This window comes from Paenarthrobacter nitroguajacolicus, assembly GCF_051027655.1.
In the GTDB taxonomy this organism is placed as follows: Bacteria; Actinomycetota; Actinomycetes; order Actinomycetales; family Micrococcaceae; genus Arthrobacter; species Arthrobacter nitroguajacolicus.
In genome coordinates this window covers 12,218-31,978 of record NZ_CP073235.1, presented here as the reverse complement: position 1 = coordinate 31,978, position 19,761 = coordinate 12,218, and the positions used below count along the sequence as shown (strand labels likewise).

General features: G+C 60.6%; 19 protein-coding genes. 6 read left to right on the top strand and 13 right to left on the bottom strand.

Going from position 1 to position 19,761, the window contains the following annotated elements; genetic code table 11:
- Window position 1: 1 nt before the first annotated feature.
- From KCX59_RS22285 to KCX59_RS22265, 5 genes are read right to left on the bottom strand one after another with little or no spacing between them, the layout of a single operon-like run.
- On the bottom strand, window positions 2-910 hold the full coding sequence (locus KCX59_RS22285) for an ABC transporter permease (protein ID WP_370629163.1): 909 nt from the start codon (window positions 908-910) through the stop codon (window positions 2-4).
- Window positions 907-2,043 (bottom strand): ABC transporter ATP-binding protein, encoded by a 1,137-nt coding sequence (locus tag KCX59_RS22280; protein ID WP_370629162.1) that lies wholly within the window; start codon window positions 2,041-2,043, stop codon window positions 907-909. Before KCX59_RS22280 ends, KCX59_RS22285 begins: the two co-directional genes overlap by 4 nt.
- Before the next feature lie 34 nt (window positions 2,044-2,077).
- Entirely contained in the window at window positions 2,078-3,289 is a 1,212-nt protein-coding gene (locus KCX59_RS22275; protein ID WP_179012629.1) for an extracellular solute-binding protein, read from the bottom strand.
- A gap of 51 nt (window positions 3,290-3,340) precedes the next feature.
- Window positions 3,341-3,832, bottom strand: coding sequence for a nuclear transport factor 2 family protein (locus KCX59_RS22270; protein WP_179012630.1), 492 nt, complete (start codon window positions 3,830-3,832; stop codon window positions 3,341-3,343).
- Window positions 3,829-4,551: a ribonuclease activity regulator RraA gene (locus KCX59_RS22265; protein WP_218643747.1), complete on the bottom strand. Its 723-nt coding sequence runs from the start codon at window positions 4,549-4,551 to the stop codon at window positions 3,829-3,831. Before KCX59_RS22265 ends, KCX59_RS22270 begins: the two co-directional genes overlap by 4 nt.
- 129 nt (window positions 4,552-4,680) lie before the next feature.
- On the opposite strand from KCX59_RS22265, the gene KCX59_RS22260 reads away from it, so the two are divergent.
- Both KCX59_RS22260 and KCX59_RS22255 read left to right on the top strand, forming a co-directional pair.
- On the top strand, window positions 4,681-5,559 hold the full coding sequence (locus KCX59_RS22260; protein WP_179012631.1) for an IclR family transcriptional regulator: 879 nt from the start codon (window positions 4,681-4,683) through the stop codon (window positions 5,557-5,559).
- Window positions 5,560-6,432 carry a fumarylacetoacetate hydrolase family protein gene (locus KCX59_RS22255; RefSeq protein ID WP_179012632.1) on the top strand — a complete coding sequence of 291 codons (873 nt, stop codon included), beginning with the start codon at window positions 5,560-5,562 and terminating at the stop codon, window positions 6,430-6,432.
- A gap of 284 nt (window positions 6,433-6,716) precedes the next feature.
- Here the strand turns inward: KCX59_RS22255 and KCX59_RS22250 are convergent, their stop codons facing one another.
- The 3 genes from KCX59_RS22250 to KCX59_RS22240 form a co-directional block, all read right to left on the bottom strand.
- Window positions 6,717-7,031, bottom strand: a complete 315-nt coding sequence (locus tag KCX59_RS22250) for a hypothetical protein (RefSeq protein WP_434122671.1) — start codon at window positions 7,029-7,031, stop codon at window positions 6,717-6,719.
- A gap of 344 nt (window positions 7,032-7,375) precedes the next feature.
- The gene (locus KCX59_RS22245; protein ID WP_179012634.1) at window positions 7,376-8,833 is read right to left on the bottom strand and encodes an MFS transporter; all 1,458 of its coding nucleotides are present in this window, start codon (window positions 8,831-8,833) and stop codon (window positions 7,376-7,378) included.
- The gene (locus KCX59_RS22240; protein WP_179012635.1) at window positions 8,802-9,356 is read right to left on the bottom strand and encodes a PadR family transcriptional regulator; all 555 of its coding nucleotides are present in this window, start codon (window positions 9,354-9,356) and stop codon (window positions 8,802-8,804) included. The genes KCX59_RS22245 and KCX59_RS22240 overlap by 32 nt, the downstream gene beginning before the upstream one ends.
- Before the next feature lie 454 nt (window positions 9,357-9,810).
- On the opposite strand from KCX59_RS22240, the gene KCX59_RS22235 reads away from it, so the two are divergent.
- On the top strand, window positions 9,811-10,755 hold the full coding sequence (locus KCX59_RS22235; RefSeq protein WP_179016899.1) for an NAD(P)-dependent alcohol dehydrogenase: 945 nt from the start codon (window positions 9,811-9,813) through the stop codon (window positions 10,753-10,755).
- 148 nt (window positions 10,756-10,903) lie between these two features.
- Here the strand turns inward: KCX59_RS22235 and KCX59_RS22230 are convergent, their stop codons facing one another.
- From KCX59_RS22230 to KCX59_RS22215, 4 genes are all read right to left on the bottom strand, one after another.
- Window positions 10,904-11,665 carry a maleylpyruvate isomerase family mycothiol-dependent enzyme gene (locus KCX59_RS22230; protein WP_179012637.1) on the bottom strand — a complete coding sequence of 254 codons (762 nt, stop codon included), beginning with the start codon at window positions 11,663-11,665 and terminating at the stop codon, window positions 10,904-10,906.
- Window positions 11,665-12,507 (bottom strand): fumarylacetoacetate hydrolase family protein, encoded by an 843-nt coding sequence (locus tag KCX59_RS22225; protein ID WP_179016897.1) that lies wholly within the window; start codon window positions 12,505-12,507, stop codon window positions 11,665-11,667. The genes KCX59_RS22230 and KCX59_RS22225 overlap by 1 nt, the downstream gene beginning before the upstream one ends.
- Window positions 12,507-13,643 (bottom strand): cupin domain-containing protein, encoded by a 1,137-nt coding sequence (locus tag KCX59_RS22220; RefSeq protein ID WP_179012639.1) that lies wholly within the window; start codon window positions 13,641-13,643, stop codon window positions 12,507-12,509. Before KCX59_RS22220 ends, KCX59_RS22225 begins: the two co-directional genes overlap by 1 nt.
- Window positions 13,644-13,753: 110 nt before the next feature.
- Window positions 13,754-14,575, bottom strand: coding sequence for an IclR family transcriptional regulator (locus tag KCX59_RS22215; RefSeq protein WP_178993198.1), 822 nt, complete (start codon window positions 14,573-14,575; stop codon window positions 13,754-13,756).
- A 222-nt stretch (window positions 14,576-14,797) separates the two neighbouring features.
- Between KCX59_RS22215 and KCX59_RS22210 the strand changes: the two genes are divergently transcribed.
- Window positions 14,798-16,009 carry an FAD-dependent oxidoreductase gene (locus KCX59_RS22210; protein WP_179016895.1) on the top strand — a complete coding sequence of 404 codons (1,212 nt, stop codon included), beginning with the start codon at window positions 14,798-14,800 and terminating at the stop codon, window positions 16,007-16,009.
- A gap of 247 nt (window positions 16,010-16,256) precedes the next feature.
- Window positions 16,257-16,634: a hypothetical protein gene (locus tag KCX59_RS22205; protein ID WP_178993200.1), complete on the top strand. Its 378-nt coding sequence runs from the start codon at window positions 16,257-16,259 to the stop codon at window positions 16,632-16,634.
- Here KCX59_RS22205 and KCX59_RS22200 read toward each other — a convergent pair.
- Complete coding sequence (locus tag KCX59_RS22200; RefSeq protein ID WP_179012641.1) at window positions 16,616-17,095, bottom strand: hypothetical protein; 480 nt, start codon at window positions 17,093-17,095, stop codon at window positions 16,616-16,618. The genes KCX59_RS22205 and KCX59_RS22200 overlap by 19 nt on opposite strands.
- Window positions 17,096-17,919: 824 nt before the next feature.
- Between KCX59_RS22200 and KCX59_RS22195 the strand changes: the two genes are divergently transcribed.
- Window positions 17,920-19,719, top strand: a complete 1,800-nt coding sequence (locus KCX59_RS22195) for an SIR2 family protein (protein WP_179012642.1) — start codon at window positions 17,920-17,922, stop codon at window positions 19,717-19,719.
- Window positions 19,720-19,761: the final 42 nt, after the last annotated feature.

Here is a 19,761-nt window from a genome sequence, read left to right as displayed (position 1 = left end):
ATCAGCCTTTGCCTCCTGCTGTGGATCCTTCATAGAAGCGGCTGCGCAGGATCAAGACCGCACCGATGATGACCATCTCCACGACGCCCATGATGACCGCGATGGTCGAGGCGAGGGAGAAGTCGTATTGTTCGAATGCTGCCTGGTAGGCCGCAATGGACAGAACCCGCGTGGATCCGGTCGGTTCGCCAACGAGGTTTGCCGAGGGAAAGACGCCGAACGCTAGGACGAACGTGAGGCAGAAGGTCATCGCCAGCCCGGGTGCGAGCAGCGGCATCACGATGTATTTTGTGCGCTGCCACTTGGTTGCGCCGAGTGTCGCTGCGGCCCGCTCCAGTGTTGGATCGATGCCGGAGAGGTAGGAAAGGGTCAGCAGGAAGGCGAACGGGAAGCCGGTGATGATCAGGGAGAAGAGCACACCTGCGTAGTTGTAGATGAGGCGTACGGGCTCATCCACCAGCCCGACGCTTATAAGAACCTGATTGAACCAACCTGTGGGGGAGAAGTAACGGAGCAGGCCGTCGGCTACAAGCACCGTTCCGAGGCTAACAGGCAGCACCAGAACTGCCGTAAGGAGCCTCTTGCCACGGAACTTCCGGCGCATCTGCATTGCGATGGGGACGGACGCGCCCACGTTGATCAGCGCGGCAGGCAGTGCCAGCCCCAGTGTCTTCCAGATGGTCGAGGACTGGAACGGATCGCTGAAGAAGTTCACGTAGTTTGCAAACGGTCCGCCACCGTCGAGCGGGTCCATCGAAATGCTGACGCCATAGAACATCGGGTACACAAACAGTGCCCCAAGGAGCAGCACAGCCGGGAGCAGCAGCACCAGCAAGGGGTCGATGCCGCGGTCCGCAAGCTTATGCCGGAAGTTCAGCTTGGGGGCATCCGTGCGGTCGGTCAGGGTCACGAGAACACCTCTACTTGCACGGCCGCTGCCGTCTGAACGACGTCGTCCGAGCACTCGTCACCGGTGAAAAGCAGAGCGCTGTAGGGGGAGAACCCAACCTCGATCGTGTCACCTGCGCTGACGCGATCCTTGAGCCTGAGGTGGATAACCTCGCCTGCCTCGGTGACGCCTTCCACTACGAAGGTGTGCCCGGAGAATTCGACGACCACCGCACGGACCCGCAGGGAATTTCCATCCACTGGGCCGAGCTGGAAATCCTCCGGACGGATGGCCATAATGGCTCGCCCGGCCTGGATTGGGCGCTGGGCCGTGACTTGGAAGGAATTGCCGTGTGAGCGAGCTCCTACGATGCCCTGTTGCCCCGTTGAGGAGGTTGTTTCCACTGAAAACAAATTCCTAAAGCCCATGAAGGAAGCGACATAGGTATTGATCGGCCGGTTGTAGACCTCTTCAGGGGGCCCGACCTGGTCTACTTTTGACCGGCGCAGGACAACCACGCGGTCTGCCAGAGCCAGCGCTTCCTCCTGGTCGTGGGTCACGTAGATGGTGGTGAGCTTCAGGCTCTGGTGTAGCCGACGGATCTCCGTACGCATCTGCAGCCTGAGCTTCGCGTCCAGGTTGGACAGCGGCTCATCCATCAAGACCAGGCGGGGGCGGAGCACAACGGCACGTGCGATGGCCACACGCTGCTGCTGACCGCCCGAGAGCTGGCCGGGGAGTTTGGAGGCGTGCTCCTGAAGGTCCACCATGGCCAGCGCCTCATCCACGCGGGCCCGCAGCTCTTGTTTGTTTACGCCCCGCACCTTGAGGCCGAATCCTACGTTGTCGCGGATGCTCAGGTGGGGGAAGAGGGCGTAGTTCTGGAAGACCATGCCGAACTCGCGTTTCTCGGAGGGCAGGGTGTCGATCCTGACGTCATCGGCCCAGATGGCGCCTTCGCTGAGCGGCAGAAGGCCGGCCAGGCAGCTCAGCGCTGTGGATTTTCCACAGCCTGAGGGGCCGAGGAGGGCAATGAACTCGCCGCCCTCAATTGTCAGGTCAAGGTGGTCAAGGGCCGTCACGGGGCCGAAGCGCCGGGTGACGCCTTGGAGCCGGAGTTGGCCCAACTCGGGTTTTGTGATGGTGCTGTTCACGTTTGTGTCTCCTTTGACTAAGTTCTTGCGCCTGCTACTTTTTCTCTACTTTGGCGCCGCCGATGTTCCGGTCCCACAGGTCAAAAGCGGAAACCATCGCATCAGCTTCGAGTGGAATCTCCAACGGCTGGCTCTTGATGAGCTCGTCGTAGATGGGACGGCCGAATTCCTTGATGAGGTCCTGGCTTTCCTGGGGAGCCATGGTCAACGGAACGTCCTTGACGGCCGGTCCCGGGTAGAGGTAGCCGGAATCGTAGGTGTAAGCCTGCTGCTCCGGCTGCAGCGCGTATTTCATGAAGTCCATAACCACTGCCAGACGGTCGCCTTGGATACCCTTGGGCACGGTCATGAAGTGCCCATCACCGACCCAAGTGAAGTTGTCGAACGCGCTGACTTCCATCCCCGCCGGTACCTGACCGATGGCCCGGGGATTGATGTCCCAGCCCGTAGTGGTCGGAATCATCCAGCGGTTCCCCTGAGCCAGCTCAGTCATTGTCTGCGCCGTGCCGGTGGGATAGTAGTCGATGTACTGGTTGAGTTCGGCTAGGTAGGCCCAGGTCTTCTCCCAACCATTGACGGGGTCCTTGGGGTCCTTATCGCCTAGCATGTAGGGCAGCCCCATCAGGAAGGCGCGTCCGATGCCCGAGTTGGCTGGCCGAGCGTAAAAGAACTTGTTCGGGTTGGCCTTCGCCCAAGCGAGAAGCTCCTGGGGTGTCTTGGGCGGGGCCGGGACCTTGGCCGGATCGAATTCAAGCAGGGGTCCGCCGGGATAGAACACAAAGGACAGTCCCTTGCCCTTGGCCAGCTGCTGAAACTTGCTCACGTTCTCGTCGTAGATAGTGGCGGGATCGGGTAGCTTGTCTTTCTGCTGCCCCAGGACGTCGTACCAGACGTCCTGTTTCAGGCCTGAGGCCATTCCGTCAGAACCCGTCAGAACCAGGTCGATGTCCAGCCGCCCCGCCTTTTGCTGCGCCTGCAACTTGCCTACAAGTTCGGGTGCGTTGACCTTTTGGAAGGTGAATTCCTTGACCAGTTCAGGGTGTTCTTTCTGGTAATTATCGAAGATCTTCTGGCTGAGCTGGAGATTCCCGGCGACGTCCACGACGTTGATGGTCAGCGGCTCGGCAGGCAGCGCAACTTCACCGGCGGGTGTATCGGCGGCGCTGGGAGGTTTAGGTGCACCGCAGCCGGTAACTAGCATGGCACCGGCCAGTGAGATGGCGGCAAAGGTCTTCAAGTACTTCATCGGAGTCTCCGTTGTCTCGTGCCCGTCATCTTTGGCGGGCTGAAGTGGGGTTTAGATGTCAGCAGTCCCGGAGGCTGCAGGGCGGGGGACGGGGCAGGTGAGGTGATAGCCGCGACCGGCGTAGTCGAAACCTTCGAGCTCAGTGATGGGGACGCCGGGGTGTTGGGCGGCGGCGTAGTAAGCGCGGATTTCCTTGATCAGGCCTGTCGTCTCCTCGAAGACGTACCATTCGTCGCCGCGAAGGATGGTGCCTTCGAAGGTTTTGTAGTGGGTCCATTCGATGACGGCCTGATGCGAGTCGGGCACTACGACCAAGCGGTCAATAGTCCATGCCGAGCCCTTGGCGGCAACAAAATTTGCCCAGCGTTGGGCGATCAGCCGGTTGCCGTGCCAAGCACCGCCATACATGCTCGGAGGAAAGTAGTGGACAGCATCTTCGGCGAAGCATGCGGCCATCTTTTCCACGTCAGCCTCGTTGCAGCCATCAAAGTACGTCCTGATCAGGGCTTCGTACTGAGCGGCGAGGTTGGAGAGGACATTCATCGTGATGCCTTCCATTCCTGGTACTCGGCCATCGTCTTCTCGTTTGGGGGGTACACGCCGAGCAGGGACTCTCCATTGTGCACGCGGGTATGAAGGTAAGCCTCGCGAGTTTCCTGTTCCAGCGCGTCCTCGGCAATGACCGGGGCCAGTGAGCGGGGAACGACGATTACGCCATCGGGGTCCCCCACAACTATGTCACCGGGGTAGACGGCCACACCGGCGCAGCCGACGGGAACTTGAAGGTCGGCCACGTGGAAGCTGGTGAGGCGCGTAGTGGCGGTAATGGCCCGGGCATAGGTTGGAATGTCGAGGGTTTCCAGCACATAGCCGTCACGAAAAGCACCATCGGTGATGAACGCCTTCGCCCCTCGGTGCATGGCGCGGGTCACCAACATATCGCCGGCGGAGGCCGCGCTGATGTCACTCCGGCTGTCGATAATCATCACATGACCCGGCTGAAGCTGTTCGACTCCGGCCCACTGAAGGTTGTCCTCATCGGCGAGTCCCTCGAGGGTGTCGAGGTCCTCACGTGCAGGGATGAACCGCATAGTGAACGCTTCTCCGGCGAACGGTTCTTTGACCTGGCCGACCGGTGCCACCCCGACCAAAAACTGCTGCCGCAGGCCATGTTTGAACAGCTGGGTCGCCAGCGTGGCGGTACTTACCTTTTTCAGGGTTTCCAGGACCTGCGGGTCCACCTGCTGGGAATTTGCACTCAATTCCGGCTCCTTGATCGCTTTGATGTTTCATTCTCTAGGAAGCCGTCTCGCTGAATGGGATTCCTGTTACACTCGATGCTAGGCAGAAAACACCGAAATACCTAGCGGATTGTGAGGTGAAGCACCGGAATGACTGAACTTATCGATGAGCGGGACGAAACACTTCCCGAGGTCCCAACCAGTGGGACAACAGGGGATGCGAGCGGCGTGAAAGAGCAAACGGCCGGTTCAGCACTGGACCGGAGTCTTTCGATCCTTGATTTTCTGGCCACGACGCGGGGAGCGTCGACCGGGGAGATCGCGGCCGCCGTCCGCGTGAGCCGCAGTACGACCTACCGGCTGGTTGAACGCCTGCGGCAGCGCGGCTATGTTGACGACATCGGCCATGCCGGAGTCTGGCACCTCGGGCCGGCCGCGGCCCGCCTGGCCCTTGCCGCAGTGCAGTCAAGCGACGTCGCTCAGATCGCACCGGAGTACCTGAGAATGCTCGTCCAACAGACCCGCGAATCCGTCAATCTTGGCGTTCCCCGTGGCACGGAGATGGTCTTCATCTACCGGGACAAGGGCCCGCAAACCGTCGCGGTTCATGGCGACGTCGGAGCGCGGCGCCCCATGCACTGCACGTCCGTTGGCAAGGCGTACCTGGCTGCTCTGCCCGAGGACGAGCGGGAGCAGATCCTCTCCAAAATCGTTTATCACCGCTTTACGCCACAGACCATCACGACGCGGGAGGCCCTGGAGGAAGAAATCCGCCGAACGATCGACCGGGGCTGGTCCGAGGACCACGGTGAAATCGACCCGTCGAGCACCTGCTGCGGCGCTGCCATCCGCGACAACATGGGACGCCCTGTGGCCGCCATCAGCGTCGCCGGCGTCACCGACCGAATCAGTCCCGAACTTTCCCGGATCGGCGCCGTGGTGGCCAGCACAGCCGAAGCCATCTCACGCCGCCTCGGCTACGACCCGGCCATCAACTACTCCGTCCCCGCAGCAGGAATGAGAAAATAAGTGAAGATCGCACGAATCGCGTACGAGGACGCTGACCGACTTGCCGTCGAGGTCGAGGGGACCTGGCGTGTTTTGAGGCAAACGGACCTGACGGCAATTGTGGCCGGAGAAGTACCTGAAATAGATGTCTCCGTGGATCCTTGCGAAGAGCCTGACTTCCTGGCCCCGTACCCCGGCGGAACGATATTCGGCATCGGACTCAACTTCGTGGATACCATCAGGGACATGGGATTCCCCACTCCCCAGGCGCCCTATCTGTTCCCCAAGTTGGCATCCAGCATCACCGGTCCAAGAAGGCCGGTAGTTGCAGATGAAGCGGTCACGATGGAAGTAGACTGGGAAGGCGAGCTCGCGGTCATTATCGGGAAGACAGCGTGCAATATTCCTGAAGAGGACGCATTGACCGTAGTCTTCGGCTATACCGCGGCAAACGACATTTCCGCTCGGGACCTGCAGCGTGCAGACCCACAATGGGTCCGCGGCAAAGGATTGGACACCTTCTGCCCAATCGGGCCTTTCGTCGTCACTGCCGGCGAGATTCCCGATCCCCAGAACATCAGGATCAGGACCTGGGTTAACGGGGAGATGGTCCAGGACGGAAATACCCGTGACATGGTTTTCGGTGTGCGGGCGCTGATCGCCTATCTCAGCCGCTACTTCACGCTGCAACCCGGGGACATTATTCTTACGGGCACACCCTCAGGATGCGGCGGTTTTATGTCCCCGCCTCGTTTCCTCACTCCCGGAGACGAGGTCACGGTGCAGGTCGACGGAATCGGCACTCTCACAAACCCCGTGGCGGGGGCTCCAGTCTCCGGCGTCCATACACCCTCAGCGAGGCCCAGCTTGGAGGCAGGCGACCGCACGTCTTAATGATGGCTTGAACCTTGTGGCGCGGCGGCATCCGTGACTGATGCATCTAATCGGATGCATTCCAGATAGCTCTTTTGAGGGAGCACTCCTCCGGATATTGCACTCGTGAAAGTCCTAGCTCGGGGACGCGCGGGAATTCTCGTTAACTTGCCCACGCGAGCCCGCCTGTACCCACGAGACGCCATTCCGTGTCCTGCCAATCATTCATCCCGAAAATTGGTCTGCACCCAGCGACGCTTCGAAGGAGAGACCAGAGGGAGCTAGTCCATTTGGTTACTGGCTCGTTAGTTCCGGGCTTCTGTCGAGGACGGGTATCTGTCCAGCGCCGCAGCGTAATATGCGCGGATTTCGCTGATGAGCCTCGTTTCGGGTTCAAAGATGTACCACTCGTCCCCCCGGAGCATGGTGGCCTCGGCGGTCTTGTAGTGGGTCCATTCAATGACAGCCTGATGGCTGGCCGGGTCAACAATCAGCCGGTCGATGGTCCAGGCAGAGCCTTTGGAGGCTACGAACTCAGCCCAGCGTTCGGCGATGGCACGGCCACCGCGCCACGCGCCGGACGAACCACTGGGGTTGGACGACGGGGATAATGTTTTCACGGTCACGGTCACGGTCACGGTCACGGTCGTGGGCAAAGGGGCGTTCGGCGGAGCCCGCCTCCGCGCACGCCAGTGGGATTCAGCCGCCTGCGTCGGGTGCCCTACTCTGGGTAACAGCAGTTGGACATCTCTGGCTGGTCCCTGCTTCATTCAGGGCTTTACGGGTACTGCGTAACGGCTGGTTATCTCCAGTCGCGAGCGCCCGGAACGGTTTAGGACCAGGAGTCCAGTTCAACTGATCCCAAACCGGTCTGCCCCGTAAAGGTGGCTGCGCGATCATTGGTGCTACCACTAGGCCTACTGCAACGACTGCCGTCTGGCTTCCGTGAGATTATGGTGCGGTTCTACGCCTGTTCCCGTGCAGTATGTTTTGGGAGGGCGAACACCAGGGCGAAAGACACCGCGGCCAACGCCGCGCATACGCCGATGCTAATCGAAGCGCTGGAGGCATAATCGGACTGAGAAGGGGTGCTCGAACGGGGGAGGACTCCGTAGAAAACGGAGGCCACCAGCGCGAGGCCTAGTGCCGTTCCGAGACGCTGCATGGTCGCGGTCACTGCGCTCGCCGCTCCCGTCTCGGAGGGTTTGACAGTTGCAACGATGAACTGGGAATTGGGAGCAATAAACATTCCGCTTCCGATGCCAGCCAGCAGTAGCGGTGCCGCCAAGTCCCAGGCGTTGATGTTCTCAGCGTTCTGGACTAGGAGATCAACGGAAATCCATCCCAAACCCACGGTTACGGCCGCGGTTCCGACCAGCAACACGCCACGTCCGAGAGAATGAGCCAGACGGCCGCTGGCTGCGGAACCTGCGATGCTACCTACGGCGAATGGTACGGAGAGCAGACCTGTGTCGAATGCTGTGAAACCAAGACCTGCCTGCCACAGGAGAGCCAGAACGTAAAAGATACTCACGAAGGCTGCGAAGAACAACAACGCAAGTACGGATCCAGCGGAGAACGCGGGATGACGGAATAGCCGGGGGGGAACAAGCGCAAGCTTTCCGCGAACATCAACGCGCTGCTCCCAGATCACGAAGAGCACGAGAACGATCACGCCCGCTACGGCGGAAGCCCAGGTCCATGTTGGCCATCCTTCAAATTGCCCTTCAATGAGCGGCACTAGAATCGCCACTAAACCAACGGACAGAAGAGTCAGCCCGAACAAATCCAACCCTTCGCCGGTCGCTCGGTCACCAACGTCGTTGGGAACAAAGAGCAGGGTGCCAATCAATGCGATGAGCCCAAGGGGAGCGTTGATGAAGAAGACTAGTCGCCAGCCGTCCGCGCCACCTGCCGCCTGAATTAGCAGTCCTCCCACGAGGGGCCCGACTGCGGAGGCCACTCCAATCACTGCGCCCATGATGCCAAAGGCCGTGCCCTTAGCACGTCCTGAGAACAGCAACTGGATGTAGACAGTCGTAGTGGAGAAGAACAAGCCGCCAGCGAGTCCTTGAACCACTCTGAAGATGATCAGTTGCGTTTCGTTCTGTGCAAAACCGCTGGCGATGCTCGAGGCTGTGAAGAGCAGAACGCCGACGAAAAAGATCCACTTATGTCCGATACGGTCGCCGAGTCGACCGGCTGGAATAAGCGAGAGGCCGAAGGCCAGTGCCCAGCCCGAGACGACCCAAGCCAAAGCCGAGTCTGAAGCGGCAAGGCTGGTGCGAATCGACGGCAGGGCGACATTGACGATGGTGGAGTTCAATAGCGACATCGCTGATCCCACCAGGGTGACTGAAAGGATCAGCCATGGCTGACGGGTAGAAGTTTCATTGGTCGATGACGCTAGTGGTGCGGTCATTTATGGGGGACTGCGCTCTCTTGAGGATTTGCGGAAGTGCATCCAGGGTTTGACCCAAGAAGGAGAGTTCGGCCTGGATTTTTATGAGTTTGTGAGACATGGCTAGGCGTTCGAAATCAGTAAGCGCGGGGCCTAAGTCCCGGATCCGTGCCTCGTATATGGCCGCTTCAGCGCTAACGAGCTCGCTGCGTTGCTTAAGCACACTCTCGAAGTTGCTCTGCATTTCGGCGGTTGGGCGCGCCAGGATCAGATCGAACGGATCCGGAGGAAGCCGGAATGCAGTGGCGGCCTCAGTCACCAGGGCGTCCAGCTCCTCGCGCCCTTCAACGGTTAGTTCAACAATCTGACGTTCGGGCCGGCCTCCCTCGCGCTCATTCCTGACTTCGCGGACGAGTCCATCGCGAAGGAGTCTTTTTAGAGCACCGTAAATCGCGCCGGGCGTAATATCCGTCCAATTTTGCATGTGGCCGCGCTCGGCTATCAGGCGGAGCTGATATCCATGCATGGGTCCCTTCTCTGCCAAGGAACTGAGGATAAAGACTCTGATTGAGGACACGGCTTAGTCTCGCACAACTAATCGCGTAGGATCAACTAGAAATTATGAGACCCGCCTCACTCCTAAACCCACTTGCCATGCGCAACGGGAGCCTTTGGCCGCGCTGTCCGATCGAAGCGGCAAAAGGTAACTCATGGGAGGTCAAAGAGTGCGGTCTTGGGAGCAATTCATGGATGACGAGCATGCCCTCCTTCGTCGCAGTAGTTGCATGGGACGCCACGCAGCTACCTCTGGTGGCAGTGCTCCTAGGCGATGAGTTAGGGAGCAGCTCGATCTGATCAATAACCAGATTCCTGCAGATACCTGACGCTCAGTGTCAGGTATCTGAGCCTAGGTTGAATTAACGACCATATCCATCCGTGGTTTCTACAGGCCCGCCCTTCGGCTTGGTTATACCAGCCACCCCTCAGGAGAGAATGACATGCATAGAATTCAATACCACAATTATGGCGGCCCCGAAGCGATGCGTTTTGAGGCCTTCAGACTTCCTGAACCGGCCGAGTTCGAGGTAGCAGTTTCGGTAAGGGCTACGTCAGTAAACCCGATTGACTGGAAGCTGCGGCAAGGCCAACTGAAAATGATGACCGGGCGCACCTTTCCTCGGGCAATGGGCTCGGACTTCTCCGGAATCGTAAGCGCAGTCGGTGGAGGCGTCACCAACTTCAAACCTGGCGATGAGGTCTTTGGCATCGCCCGTTTGAAAGAAAGCGGAGCCTTTGCTGAAGCCGTCCTAACCTTGGAATCCCATCTCGCAGCAAAACCAGCCGAGCTCTCCTTCGAGCAGGCCGCGGCGCTTCCGACGAGCGCCGTCATGGCCTGGATAGGACTCGTCGAGCGCGCTAATGTTCGCCCCGGCCAGCGCGTCTTTGTCGCTGGAGCTACTGGCGGTGTCGGCGAAGCAGCCGTCCAGGTTGCCCTCATGCTTGGCGCGACCGTAGCGGGAAGCACGGGAACGACTGGGCTGGAAAGGGCCCGGGAAATGGGCGTCGACCCAGTCTTTGACTATACGCAGAACGACCTGTCCCGGCAGCCAGATCTTCGAGGCATGTTTGATGTTGTTTTCGACACCTCTGGTTTCCTTCCTACAAATATAGCCATGAAAATGCTGAATAAATCCGGCACTTTCCTGGACATCAATGCCACCCCTGCCAAGTTCTTCCACTCGGCCCTGTTTCGCCGACACAGGATCTTTTTCTGCACACCTACCACCCAAATCCTCACTGCCGCCGCGAAAGCTGCCGCCGATGGTCACATCCAACCGTCGATCGGGGAGACAATCCCCTTCTCCTCAGCAGTTGATTTCATTGCCGGCCTAGAGAACGGGCGCAAAATCGCCGGCAAGGGGCTCATCACCGTGAACAGCTAGCGAAGAAGCCGCCCTCCTGCTTAGCAGGCAGACAGCTTCTTTGACGGGACAGGCATACCGCGCAGGGCTGGTCAGGTCCGTCGCCTCTGGGATACAAGTTTCAGGTCCCTGGCCACCCTGGGCGATTTGCCCGAGGACTTCATGTTGCTCAGATCCAGCTCGGCGCGGCCGGCGTAGTCCAGTTCGTGCCGGGTCCGTCTGCTGTGACGCTGTTGGTGCCCCGGCCGGTTGCCCACTCGACGACGGCGGGCAGGGTCCCGGTGACGACCGACGGGTTGGTGGCGCTGGTGTCGCCGAACGTCAAGTCGGCGACGTCTTTTCCGCCGGTGACTTTGATGAGGAGCCCGGCGTCCGTGCCTCGGGTTTTCCAAGCCCCGGTGATGTCACCGAGGAGCCGTTCCAGGACTGTGGAGGGGATGTCATTGAAACTCGCCCCGTTGTCCAGATCCACGGCATGGACCCACACTTCACGGGTGCGCATCCACACGGTTTCCGTCGCCGGGACGGTGCGGCCTTGGGCGGTTCGGACTTCGTTGGCCCAGTTCGCATCGGGCAGGTCGCGCCATTCCACGGACAGGTGCACGGCGGAATGATCGAACAGGTTCCGCAGCGCAGTCGGGGACAATGTGGCTCCGAACTCGATCTCGTGGTTTCGCACCTCGGGGGAGGGATACATGGGGGTTTCCACTCCTGTGGCTGCCCATTCCACCAGGCGGGCGATGGCTCGGGCGTTGTATCCCACGTGCGCCACAACGTGGCGGCGGGTCCAGTTCGGGAGTCGGGTGCCGCCGTCGAGCTCTGCATCGGTGAGTTCGGTCAGTTTGCGGGCGAAAAAAGCGGTGCCCCTCCGGGCCTGCAGGAGGTCTTCCTGCAGGCGCGGATCGGTGGCGAGGTCGTGTTGGGCGACCATCAGGCTTCCTTGACCACGCGGTTGTTCAGCTGGCCCAGGCCCTCGATGGTGGTGACCAGGAGCTGGCCTTCCTGCAGGTACCGCTTGGGGTCCTGGGCGTGGCCCACACCGCCGGGGGTGCCGGTCGCGATCACGTCGCCCGGGTTCAGGGTGATGATTGTGGAGATGTAGGAGACCAGGAATTCGGGGGTGAAGACGAGGTCGCCGGTGGGGGTGGACTGCTGGATTTCCCCGTCCACGGCGGAGGTCATGAGCGGGCCGGCGGTGAATTCGTCTTTCGTGACCAGAGCCGGCCCGAACGGGGTGGAGTTCTCCCAGGTCTTGCCTTGCAGCCACTGGATGGTGCGGAACTGGTAGTCGCGCATGGAGACGTCGTTCAGGACCGCGTAGCCGGCGATGTGGTCCGCGGCGTCGGCTTCGGCGATGCGGCGGCCCTTCTTGCCGATGATCACGGCGAGTTCGGCTTCCCAGTCCACGGTGTCTGATTCCTGCGGCAGGGCGAGGTCATCGTTCGGGCCGATCAGCGATTCCTGGTACTTGGCGAACAGGGTGGGGTATTCGGGGATGTCCCGGCCCATTTCTTTGATGTGGTTGCGGTAGTTATGGCCGACGCAGATGATCTTTCCCGGTGCGGGCACGACGGCGGCGAGGTCGGCGCCGTCGAGGGCGTGCGTTGCGCCGTTGGCAGCCTTAGCCTTTTGTTCCCAGGCGGGGTCGGCCAGCAGCGCGCCGACGTCAGCGAAGCCGGGGATCTCGGTGAGGGTCTCGCCGTCCTGGCGGACGGCTACGGTGTCCTTGCCGGTGCCGGTGGCGGTTTCGGTGCGGAGGGTGAGGAGTCTCATTACTTGCGTCCTTCGGTGTAGCTGCGGTTGAAGTTCAGTCGTTCAAAGATGGGGGCGTCGCTAAAGCGGAACAGATCAAACCCCGGCTGTTCCGCATCCGCGTGGAGGGACCATTCCTGCCAGGACGGGACCACGAACAGGTCGCCCTTGGCCAACTGCTTGGATTCGCCGTTGATCACCACCGCGCCGGTGCCCTCGAAGACCTGCCACACGCTGGATCCCACCTCGCGGAGCGGTTCAGTGGTGGCGCCCGCGCGGAGCCGGTGGAACTCGGCCCGGATGGTGGGCATGACGTCCCCGCCGGTGGTCGGGTTCGAGTACCGGACAGCGGCGTGGCCCTGGGACACCGTGGCCGGGTGGCCCTCGTCCTCGAGGAGCAGTTGTTCACGCAGGGCGGCGTCGGTGTGTTCCCAGCGGTAGGCGGCGATGGGGGAGTTGGTGGTGTCCTGCAACCCGGAGAGAGGGCGCAGGCCGGGGTGGGCCCAGAGCCGTTCGGAGCGGGAGATGTCCGGGGTGGCTTCGTCGGTGACGCGTTCGGTGCCGAACTCGAAAAAGCCTGCGTCTGCGTAGTGCACGAACGGGATGTCCAGGCCGTCGATCCAGGCCATGGGCTGGTCGGTGTCGTTGTGATGGCCGTGGAAGTTCCAGCCCGGGGTGAGCAGGAAGTCGCCGCGTCGCATGGCCACCGGGTCTCCGTTCACCACAGTCCACACGCCCTCGCCCTCCACCACGAATCGGAACGCGTTCTGGCTGTGACGGTGCTCAGGGGCGGTTTCGTGGGCGCCCAAGTACTGGATCGCGGCCCACAGCGTAGGCGTCGCGTAGGGGGTGCCGGCAAGACCGGGGTTTGCGAGGGCTATGGCCCGCCGCTCGCCGCCCCGGCCCACCGGAACCAGATCCCCGGCACGGGCGGCCAAGGGATACAAGTCGTTCCAGCGCCACACGTGTGGGACAGCCTTCGGGGTGGGAACCATCGGCATAAGGTCACCGATCTCCGTCCACAACGGGATCAAGTTCTCCGTCTCGAAGTCCTTGTAGAGCTGCTCCAGCTGGGCAGCTTCCTCCGGAGTCGGCTCCGGCAAAGCGTGGCTGGCGGCCACGGATTCATGGGTCGTGTTCTCGGCGCTGATGGACACGAGGGCCTCCTGGATAGGGTCCGGTTAATTCTCTTGTGTAGTTCGACCCTAGGGCTACCAGACTGGGAGTCCGAGCACATTCTGTCCTACAGAATTGTCTAAAAGACCCCCTAATCTGCGTCGGCCGGGTTTGCGGCGATGTCTATTTCCAACTGCCGGCAGGTCTCGTGCAGCGCGGTGACCAGTCCGGCGTCGAACACTTTGCGGAACCGGGTGGCAGGCGTGGCGACGCTCAACGCGCCGACCACCTGCCCGTGCCGGTTATGGAGTGCCATGCCGAGGGCGCTGACGCCTTCCTCCGTGCCCTCAAAGTTGGCCGCGAAGCCGTTGGCCCGGATGCTGTCCAGCTCGCGCAAAAACGCCGGATACTCGGCATCGGGGATTGTGTCGCCACCGATTTCCGCATTCTGGCTGCGGAACAGTTGCTCGATCATGGCCGGTTCCAGTTCCGCCAACATCACCTTGCCGCCGGAAGTTTTGTCGGCAGGCATCACCGTGCCCTGCCTGTCGCCAATGCGCAGGACGTTGCTGCCCTCCACTGTGGCGAGGAAACGAACTTTCGTGCCCACACGGACCATCAAGTTGACCGTCTCGTCAAGCCGCGAAGACAGGAGCTCCATGTGTGGCTGGGCCACATCCCTCAGGAGCCTGGTCCAGCCCAGTCCCGCCGGACCAACCCCCATCGCAGGCCCTGGAACGTAGCGGCGGTTCTCGTCCTGCACTGCGAAGCCCCGGTACACCAGCATCGCCAGAAGCCGGTGCGCCGTGGAAGGAGCAACCCCCAGTTCCCCAGCTGCGTCCTTGAGGCGGAGAGCCCCCCCATCACGGAGGAGCTGGAGGAGCTGCAACGCATTGTCCACCGCCTCGATGGAATACGTAGGCCGTTTCTGCACTTGGTTACGCGTGTAGGGGGAACCCTGCTTGTTCTGCATAACAGAATTTTATGGTCACGCGCCCTGCGATGGCAGGACAGTGGAGGGTGTTAGGCGCGCCGCACTATGACTTTGTCGTCAGACCGGGAATCAAGGCGTCCTGCCGGTAGGGCTGGGTCGTTCCAACTTCTTCGTGTCTGGGGCCCAACAACCAACATTACAGCGGGTCCTGTTGCCCGCTATCGGACTCAAAATCACCTCGAATTTCCCCAGGAGCAAGAAATGTCTGAGTACACCAATTCCACTGATGTCCTCGTTGTGGGAGGGGGCATGGCCGGCCTTGCCGGAGCCTTGGCCCTCCGGGAAAACGGGGCCAACGTCACGCTGGTAGAACGGGCGCCCGAGTTCGGTGAGGTAGGCGCCGGCCTGCAGATGGCTCCGAATGCCTCACGGGTACTGAAGCGCTGGGGCTTGCTGGAAAAGGCGCTGGAGATCGGCGTGCGGCCCAAGCACCTGGTGTTCCGTGACGCCATCACCGGTGAGGAGCTAACGCGGCAATCGCTTCACGGTGAGTTCGAGGAACGCTACGGCGCGCCTTACGTGGTCATTCACCGCAGCGACCTGCACCGCGTTCTCCTTGAAGGATGCGAGGCTGCGGGTGTCAGGATGATCAACGACGTCATGGTGGAGAGCGTGGAAACCGTGGACGGCCGGGCAGTAGTACACACAGAAGCAGGCGTGGACTATGAAGCGGATGTGGTGATCGGTGCCGATGGGCTAAAGTCCACGCTTCGCCCGTTGGTGGCCTCGGATGAGCCCGTTTCTTCCGCCTACGTCGCGTACCGCGGTACCGTTCCCATCACCTCGGAAACCCCTTCAGCCGACCTCGAAGATGTAGTGGTGTACCTCGGCCCGGACTGTCACCTGGTGCAGTACCCGCTGCGCAAAGGTGAGCTGCTGAACACTGTGGCCGTTTTCCAGTCGCCGTCCTTCGAGCGCGGTGAGGAGCAGTATGGAGGAGTGGACGAGCTGCAGGCCGCGTACAAGGACTGCATTCCGGCAGTTCAGGCGGCCCTGGCCAACCTTGCCACCGGCATTCGTTGGCCAATGTACGACCGCGACCCAATTGAAAACTGGGTGGCGGGCCGCATGGTTCTCATGGGCGACGCCGCCCACCCCATGCTCCAGTACCTTGCGCAGGGTGCTTGCCAGGCGCTCGAGGATGCAGCCGTCTTGCAGGACGTCACTGTTGAAACGGTCTTCAGAGCCGACGGCGTCAACCCGGCAGGATGGGATGAAGCGATCGCAACGTTCAACTCAGTCCGCGCCGCCAGGACTGCCCGTATCCAACGCACCGCCCGAGTCTGGGGCGAATCCTGGCACGTCTCCGGCCTCGCCCGGACCCTGCGGAACCTGCTGTTCAAGAGCCGTAAGGACAACGACTTTCAGTACAACGACTGGCTCTATGGCCAGACGAACGCGGCAAAAGCTTGAGTGGGGGAAGGTGCTGGAACACTAGGTCAGCTGCATAGGAGTGGGCATCCTGTATTCGGCATCGTCTTAGGTAACCCTGCCATGTTGGCCGTTGGGAGACTGGAACTTGAGGTTCCGTCTCGCAGCGCGAGTGATTGGCGGTGTATTTGTCGTCCTGCATTTGTTAGTGTCGTGTCAACAAAAGTCGGGATTTGTGTGGCGCCGATTCCATGAAAGACCGTCCAACTTCAAGGCAAAGGCGATTTCGATGAGCAAGCGCAATGATGACCTGGCCGCAGTGATTGCCGAGCACTTTGATGTCACGGATCTGGATGCCTGCGAGGATGCCGAGCTTGTGGAGAGCATCACCTCATTGACGAAGAAAATCCATTCGGCCGGCTTGGGGCCGTCGAGTGTGAAGGGGCTGGTCAACACGGAGGGTGTCAGGCAGATTCTAGGCCTGGCCAGCATCGAATCGACGCGGGTAACGATGTCCAGAGACAAAGCGTTTCCCGCTGCTGTTGTCACTGAGAAGCTTTGGAAGGCCGATGAAGTTCGGAAATATAGCTTGGAACGGGAAAAGACGCGCCTGGGGGCACCTGGCCGGCCGCCTATATCCTCACGGCGTCATGCAGACGAAGCGTAGCGGCGGGGCGCGATCCCGGCCTTGATCCGGATTTTCCTGGTTTGTTCGGGGGTGATTTCCGCGAGGCGAGCCAAGTCTTTCACTGGAGTCGTTCCGCTTTCTGCCGCCTGGACAAGTAGGCGTTCTACTTCCCGCAGTGCCGTATCGGTCTCCCTGACGGCCGCTGGTAGCTGGGAAATGACGTCCATCAGCGATTCCAGTAGTTTCTGAGGTGGCAGATCCATCTGAACGTCGGTTTTTTTGAGCTCTGCCAGGCCGAGATCCCGAACCAGGTACAGCCTTTGGCGTGATAAGCCGGCGTGGCCGGCTAGCTCGGTCGCCGGGAGCTTCTTCGTGAATCCCTGGGCAACCAGCGTCGCGCGTTGCGAACGCAGGGACTTCAGCTTCTCCTTGGCTTCCCTGTAGGCGGCTCCTGCCGCAGCGAGTTCGACAAGGGTTGCAGGGGTTTCGGGGGTGGTCATGGAGCGTTCTCCTGTTCCTCTCTGCGGTCACGCCCGCGGACTCCTGTTCGCTGATCCGACGGGGGCAACCCTATGGCGGCGGCTGAAAAAGTGTCAATAACGTTTGGTTTTGCTTCCGCCTCGCTTGAAGCCTGCGCGAGCGCCGACCCTCAGGTCTTTGGGGACTGGATGGTGCGGGAGTTGACGCCCAGTATGGTCGCGTCTTTACGACGCAGCAGGCCATGGGACATTCCCTTTTTGTTGGTTCGCAGGATCTTTGAGCCATTGGCCGTCGTGCTTGACCGCATCTCCGGAAGAGACTGTCTCTTTGGGGAGTCCGGGATGCCGCGGCGTGGTGGTTACTTCCCTGCCGAGTTGGGCCTCCGCTGGGGAGGTTGAAGAGGGGTGAGTCTGCACATGACTACCGTTGGTCTGGAGCGCGGCGGGTCCGGCAAATAGCCTGATCGTCTGCGTCAAGGTGGGCGGTCATCGCCAAACCCAGGGGTTCGAGGCGTCCGATCGTAGTGCGGATGAGGTTCTGTTGAGGATCCGGCCCCGACTGGCGGGGATGTACCAGCACTGAGCCTGACGGGTCCACCGCCACCCAAGGTGTCGGAGGATGCGCGCAGAGCCGTCACCATGAGAAGTCCCTTTGAGCAGGGTGCCATCAGCGGAGGTATGTGTAAGGGAAAGGGAAGACATGGAACCCGCCTTTGTTTGTTGATCTGACATTAACAAACTAGGGCTTTTGCTCCTAAGGGTCAACACTCTAGCGATATCGACCGAACGGGCAATCGCCCGCGCCTCCGCCGGAAGCAGCAGGCAGAACTGCCTACAGTGTTCGTATGACCTCAAGAGCCCTGGACAGCAGAATCAGCCTCGCCACCTCCATGTACGCCCAACCAGGTGTATACGCCCTACTGATCGGTTCAGGGACGTCCACCGGGACAGGCATGCCAACGGGCTACGACGTCATAAAACTCCTGATCCGGCAAGCGGCCGCGGCCTCCACCCATCCACTAGGCGACAACGACGACGCCGAAGCATGGTGGGCAGAACATGGAGATGGAAAGGAACTTGGATACTCCAACCTTCTCGAACAGCTAGCCCCTAACCCGGCGGCCCGCAGCGCCCTGCTCAGCGAATTTTTCGAGCCAACAGACGAAGAGCGAGAAGACAATAGAAAGGTCCCCGGCCCAGCACACGCGGCGATCGCCCAGCTCGTGCAAAAGGGCCTTGTGCGGGTCATCATCACCACAAACTTCGACCGACTACTGGAACAAGCGCTCGCCGCCGTCGGCATCGTGCCCCAAGTCGTAGACTCCGAAACTTCAGTCCAAGGAATGAAGCCGCTCGTTCATTCCGCATGCACCATTGTGAAGATCCACGGCGACTACAAAAGCCTGGAACAACGCAATACGCTGGCCGAGCTGAGCAGCTACGGAGAAAGCCTGCAACAGCTCATCGACCAAGTGTTCGACGAATACGGGCTCATCATCAACGGGTGGTCCGGGGAATGGGACAAAGCCCTCGTCGAATCCCTCAAAGGCCGACGAAGCCGCCGGTACCCCATCTTCTGGACGGCATACAGCAAACTCCGTGAAACAGCCCAGGAACTCGCCCAACGGCACGACGCCATTGTCCTCGAAGGAGTTTCCGCGGACGATTTCTTCCCCGACCTCCTCTCACGCCTGGAGTCCCTCGAAACACTGGCCAGCCCTCCTCTCACAGAAGCCATGGCCATCGCACGGCTCAAAAAGCTCCTTCCCTACCGCGAAAAGCACATCGAACTTCGCGACATGTTGGAAGATGAAATCACCACCATCGAGAACCTCCTGGCAGCGCGCTCGCAGGTTATTGTCCCCGCCGATGGATCTGAGGAGATAGATGGGCCTCGGGACTTTGAAGCCGAGTGCATGCGCCTCTTGGCTGTATCACAAACGCTTATCAAGCTGGTCGCTACGGGAGTCATGCTTGATCGGGACAAGCTGCACACTGACTTGTGGGTCTGGGTTGTCGGGCAGCTCCTCCGCGCCCGCGGGCAGGTCAGTGGACAGCACCATGAGCACTGGGTCAATCTTGGCCATTACCCTGCCTTGCTCGTCTTCCGAGCCGCCGCAATGGCAGCCGTGGCCGCCCGCCACGAGGACGTCTTCTTGCGAATCTGCAGGGAACCGAAATGGAAGGACCAGTACGTCCACGAGGAGCCCCTCCCGGCGTACATCATCCTTGACACGTACGCGGTACTGGACGCATCAGTCGTCCGTGAGTTTCCTCGTTGGAAGGGCGCAAAATATTTGTACGCTCCCAGCGCCCTTCTTGAAAAAGACTTGTTGGACCCCCTTCAAGCCATAGTTGGCGCCCAAGAGTATTGGGAAGAGTTCCGCAGGACCGAGTACCGGCTCGGTCTGCTTGTCAGCCTAGAAGATCCACGAGGGTGGCACGAGCCAAGTCAGGGAATGTACTGGAGTCGCGATACTTCATGGACAAGGGAAGGCGAACTTATCTGGGAACGTGAGTTCCGTGCCAATGCTGACAGGCAAGCATGGGTCTGGGACTCATCTGAACCCACTAACGGCCGGTTCAATGACACGATTAACGGGATGACCTTGAAGATCAAAAGCCAAAAGCCCTGGGGTTACTGATGCAACAAAAGGCACCCCGTTAGGAAGACCACGATTGTCAGA